4 protein-coding genes are annotated in these 4059 nt (G+C 71.5%); 1 reads left to right on the plus strand and 3 read right to left on the minus strand.

Annotation, left to right across the window (positions count from 1 at the left end; all coding sequences use genetic code 11):
• Positions 1-198 precede the first annotated feature (198 nt).
• Entirely contained in the window at positions 199-1308 is a 1110-nt protein-coding gene (gene trpS / locus G6045_RS39600) for a tryptophan--tRNA ligase (protein WP_165337089.1), read from the plus strand.
• 8 nt (positions 1309-1316) lie between these two features.
• On the opposite strand, the gene G6045_RS39605 is transcribed toward trpS, so the two are convergent.
• The 3 genes from G6045_RS39605 to G6045_RS39615 form a co-directional block, all read right to left on the minus strand.
• A complete protein-coding gene (locus tag G6045_RS39605; RefSeq protein ID WP_165337090.1) occupies positions 1317-1937 on the minus strand; it encodes a hypothetical protein in 621 nt (206 codons plus the stop codon).
• A gap of 199 nt (positions 1938-2136) precedes the next feature.
• A complete protein-coding gene (locus tag G6045_RS39610) occupies positions 2137-2940 on the minus strand; it encodes a class I SAM-dependent methyltransferase (RefSeq protein WP_165337091.1) in 804 nt (267 codons plus the stop codon).
• Positions 2940-3929: a carboxymuconolactone decarboxylase family protein gene (locus G6045_RS39615; RefSeq protein ID WP_165337092.1), complete on the minus strand. Its 990-nt coding sequence runs from the start codon at positions 3927-3929 to the stop codon at positions 2940-2942. The genes G6045_RS39610 and G6045_RS39615 overlap by 1 nt, the downstream gene beginning before the upstream one ends.
• Between the last annotated feature and the right edge of the window lie 130 nt (positions 3930-4059).

A 4059-nucleotide genomic window follows, 5' to 3' on the forward strand; every position in this document is an offset into this window, starting at 1 on the left:
CCCCCGGCACCCCCTCCCGTACCCTGAACCCATGTCGATCACGTGCTGTCTGCGCTGGTGGCGCTCCCTCTAGGAGCGGCCACTGACCAGACACACCCCGGGCCGTGCCACACGGACGGCCCGGCCCCTGCACGCAGTGGACCCCTCGGCCCGATCCGGCCCGGACACCCACCCACTCGCGGCAGGCAGGAACCCACCATGCAGACCGACACCGACACCGACACCGACACCGACACCGACACCATCACCGGCACCAGCCTCACCACCGACAGCATCTCCGTCGCCCGGCGCCGCAGCGCCGAGCTCGAGGAGCAGATCCGCCGCGACCCCGGACGCTTCCGGGTGCTCACCGGCGACCGGCCCACGGGCCCGCTCCACCTCGGCCACTACTTCGGCACCCTCCGCAACCGCGTCAGACTCCAGGACGCCGGCGTCGAGACCTTCGTCCTGGTCGCCGACTACCAGGTGCTCACGGACCGGGACGTCGCCGAGCGGCAGGCCGAGATCGTCGAGGAACTGCTCCTCGACTACCTGGCCATCGGGATCGACCCCGAGCGCTCCACGGTCTTCACGCACAGCGCGATCCCCGCGCTCAACCAACTCCTGCTGCCGTTCCTGTCGTTGGTGTCCGTGGCCGAACTCCAGCGCAACCCCACCGTCAAGGACGAGATCGCCCACTCGCGGCAGTCGGCGGTGAGCGGGCTGATGTTCACGTACCCCGTGCACCAGGCGGCGGACATCCTCTTCTGCAAGGCGAACCTGGTGCCGGTCGGACAGGACCAGCTGCCGCATCTGGAGGTCACGCGGACGGTCGCGCGGCGGTTCGACGAGCGGTACGGGCCGGTGTTCCCGGTTCCGGACGCCCTGCTCTCCGAGGCTCCGCTGCTGCTCGGCACCGACGGCACCAAGATGAGCAAGTCCCGTGGCAACGCGATCTCGCTGAGCGCCACCGCCGACGAGACCGCGAAGCTGATCAAGGGCGCGAAGACCGACGCCGAACGGCGGATCACGTACGACCCGGACCACCGCCCCGAGGTGTCCAGCCTGGTGCTGCTCGCCGCCCTGTGCGAGGGCGGGGATCCGCGGGCGGTAGCCGAGGAGATCGGCGACGGCGGGGCGGCCGCGCTCAAGCGCCGCGTGACGGAGGCGGTCAACACCTTCATGGCCCCGCTGCGCGCCCGCCGCAGCGACTACGCGGCCGACCGTACGTATCTCCGCAAGGTCCTGCACCAGGGCAATGAGCGCGCCACGGCCGTCGCCGAGGCCACGCTCACGGAGGTCCGGCAGGCGATGGGCACGCTCTACTGACGGGGACCTCAGGCCTGCGCGGTGAGCTGCTCCATCGCCGCGCGGGCCGCGGTCTCCGCGCCCTCCTGTATCGACGCGGGGGTCGGCGCCTTGCGGGACTCGAAATCGCAGCCGTTGTACGTGATGGTCACCAGGGCATTGCCCGAGCGTGCCGTCACCACGGCCTCGCGGGTCTGCTGCTTGTCCTTGGTGGTGAGCTCGACCTCGATCGCGGCGGCGTCGCCGAGGTCCGCCAGCGGCTGCGCGTCGCCCGCGCTGTGCTTCTTGTACGCGGCTTCGGCGGACTTCTGCGAGTCGAAGACTTCGTACGACACATCGAGCCAGCGGTAGTCGAAGTTCTTGAGCGCACTCCACGAACACGTACGGCGCCGGTCGGGATCGGTGAGCTCTATCTCCTTGCCCGCAGGCTTGGCGCCGGGCACGAGCTTCTTGACCGCGGCCGCATCGACCGCGCCACAGGGCTCGGGCGGCTTGTCGTACTTGGCGACAGGCTTCGCCTGAGGTCGGGGGGCGGCGGCCGGCTGGACGTCGTCGGGGGCATACGGGCCGCTCGTCCAGGCCCAGCCGGCCGTGGCGAGAACGACGACCGGCAGCAGGCGCCCGGCGAGCAGCAGTGGCAGCGAACGCATGGCGTCCACCTCCTGCGGGGGAAACGCGGGGGTCAGCCGCGCGAGAGCGGGGGTGTGAGGGATGACAGTGCCACAAGTGCAGCTCTGGGGAACAGGGGAGCCGGACGAGACGTGGCTCATGTCCCGTCCGGCTGCTGATTGTTGACTCTTGTTTGATACGAGCTGCGGTGAATTGTCGGAATCGAAGGCGGGAACAGCTTCAGGGGCGTACGCCCGTCACCAGCCACACACTCGACGGCAGCCGCACCCCGAGCGGACCCGCATACGACTCGAACACCTCCGCCATCGCCGACCGGACCTCGGCGGACACCTCGGCCCGCGGACCGCGCGAGAGCACGAAGTCCACCGCGTCCTGCGGATCGCTGCCGTAGACGGAGGCGGCGTGCACCGGACGTATCGCGACCTCCGAGAAGTCGGCAAGGACCTCCCGCAGCCGGTCCGGCTCCGAGAGCGAGGCCATCGCGCGATGGGCCGCCATCACGACCGGGTCCGGCGTCTGCGGCCTCAGCTCGGCAAGCCGCCCGAAGACCCGCGCCTCCACGCTCTGCGCGTCCACCGGCTGCGGACAGATGAACGCGAACCTGCCGCCAGGGCGCAGCGCCCGGGCCAGGTGGGCGAACGCGGAGCGGTGATCGTCGAAGAACATCACCCCGCCCCGGCTGATCAGCACGTCGAAGCCGCCGACCGTGAACGGGTACGTCTGCGCATCCGCCTTCTCGTACCAGAGATTGGGCAGCAGCTCGGCGCGCGCCCGCTCCAGGAGCGGCGCCGAGATGTCCACGCCCAGGGCGCGGCCCTTCGAGGCGAGCCGGGCGGCGGCGCGTGTGGTCGCCCCCGCGCCGCAGCCGATGTCGAGGACGCGGTCGGCCGGCCGGATCGCCGCGGCCTCGAACAGCGCCGCGTCGAACTCGCTCAGCATCGCGTCGTACCGCTCGTGGTGCTTGGCCCAGTGGGTGCCGACCGGCCCGTTCCAGGCGTCGGACTGCGTGTGCGTGGTGGTCATCAGGACTCCAAGGTGGTCTCGAAGGCGGTGGCGATCCGGTCGACGGCGAGGAAGGCGCCGTAACCGACCAGGTGGACCAGGCAGTGGTCGGTGTGCTGCGGTGTGCGCCAGGCGGCGACGTCCTCGTCCGCGATGCTGTACGGAGCCAGTGCGGCGAGCAGGGCGAGGCGGGCGCCCGGACGGTCGTCACGGGCCGGCAGTCCGGGCCAGTCGGCCGGCGGGTGCTCACCGTCCCACTGCGCGACCTGCGCCTCGACGTACTTCCGGTCGTCCTCGTCGAGCAGCCCCGCACCCATCAGGGCCGCGCTGCGCAGCGCGGCGAACGCGTTGCCGACCGGCTTCCCGGCCGCCCAGGAGGGCCCGGCGGCCTGGTGGGTGAGCAGCGGCAGGCTCAGCCCCGGCTCGGGGACACGCCGCACGGCCTTCGACAGGGAGCGGCCGGCGAGGCTGCGCACGGCGCGGTACCTCTGTGCGCCGCCCGGGAACAGGTCGATGGCGAGCAGCGCGGACGCGATCCGGTTGATGAAGTGGAAGGCGAGCGCGGTGCCGATGTACGAGGGCTGTTCGCTCTTCGGCACCGGCGGAGCCGACACCTTGCCGGGCTCACGGCTCTCCTTCGACCAGGCCAGGATCCGGGCGTGACCCTCGTCCTCCGGCAGGCCGTCGGCGGCGACCTGCTCCGCGAGCCGGTGGTCGCCGGTCGCGTGCAGCAGCATCGTGTGGGCGTCCACGCAGAACTGGCAGCGGTTCGCCTGCGAGACGCCGAGCGCGGCCAGCTCCTTGCCGGTGCGCGTGCCCTCGCCCGAGAGCAGGGACTCGCGCATCAACGACCAGGCGGAGGAGAGGAGTTCGTCGGACGGCGAGAGGACCTGGAAGGTGGCCAGCTTGTCCATGCCGAAGTCCTCGCCGATCTGGGTGTAGACCTCGGCGGTACGGCCGGTGGCCGACTTGGGCGGAGTGGGCTGTGTATAGCGGAACGGACCGGGCATCGTGAGCCTCCGTGGCGGGTGTCGGGCGCCTGCTGATGACCTCGATGCTGGCCCCGCGGGGGTGCCGCGGTCGTCGTACGGCCGGACCGACCTGCGGCTGGTGCGGGCGGGGCGGTGCCGGGCCTGTCTC

Source organism: Streptomyces mesophilus (assembly GCF_011044995.1).
In the GTDB taxonomy this organism is placed as follows: domain Bacteria; phylum Actinomycetota; class Actinomycetes; order Streptomycetales; family Streptomycetaceae; genus Streptomyces; species Streptomyces mesophilus.

Bases quoted from the DNA above. Each gene is read 5' to 3' on its own strand.
- G6045_RS39605 (WP_165337090.1), bottom strand. From the start codon at position 1,937: ATGCGTTCGCTGCCACTGCTGCTCGCCGGGCGCCTGCTGCCGGTCGTC.
- G6045_RS39615 (WP_165337092.1), bottom strand. From the start codon at position 3,929: ATGCCCGGTCCGTTCCGCTATACACAGCCCACTCCGCCCAAGTCGGCC.
- G6045_RS39610 (WP_165337091.1), bottom strand. From the start codon at position 2,940: ATGACCACCACGCACACGCAGTCCGACGCCTGGAACGGGCCGGTCGGC.
- trpS (WP_165337089.1), top strand. From the start codon at position 199: ATGCAGACCGACACCGACACCGACACCGACACCGACACCGACACCATC.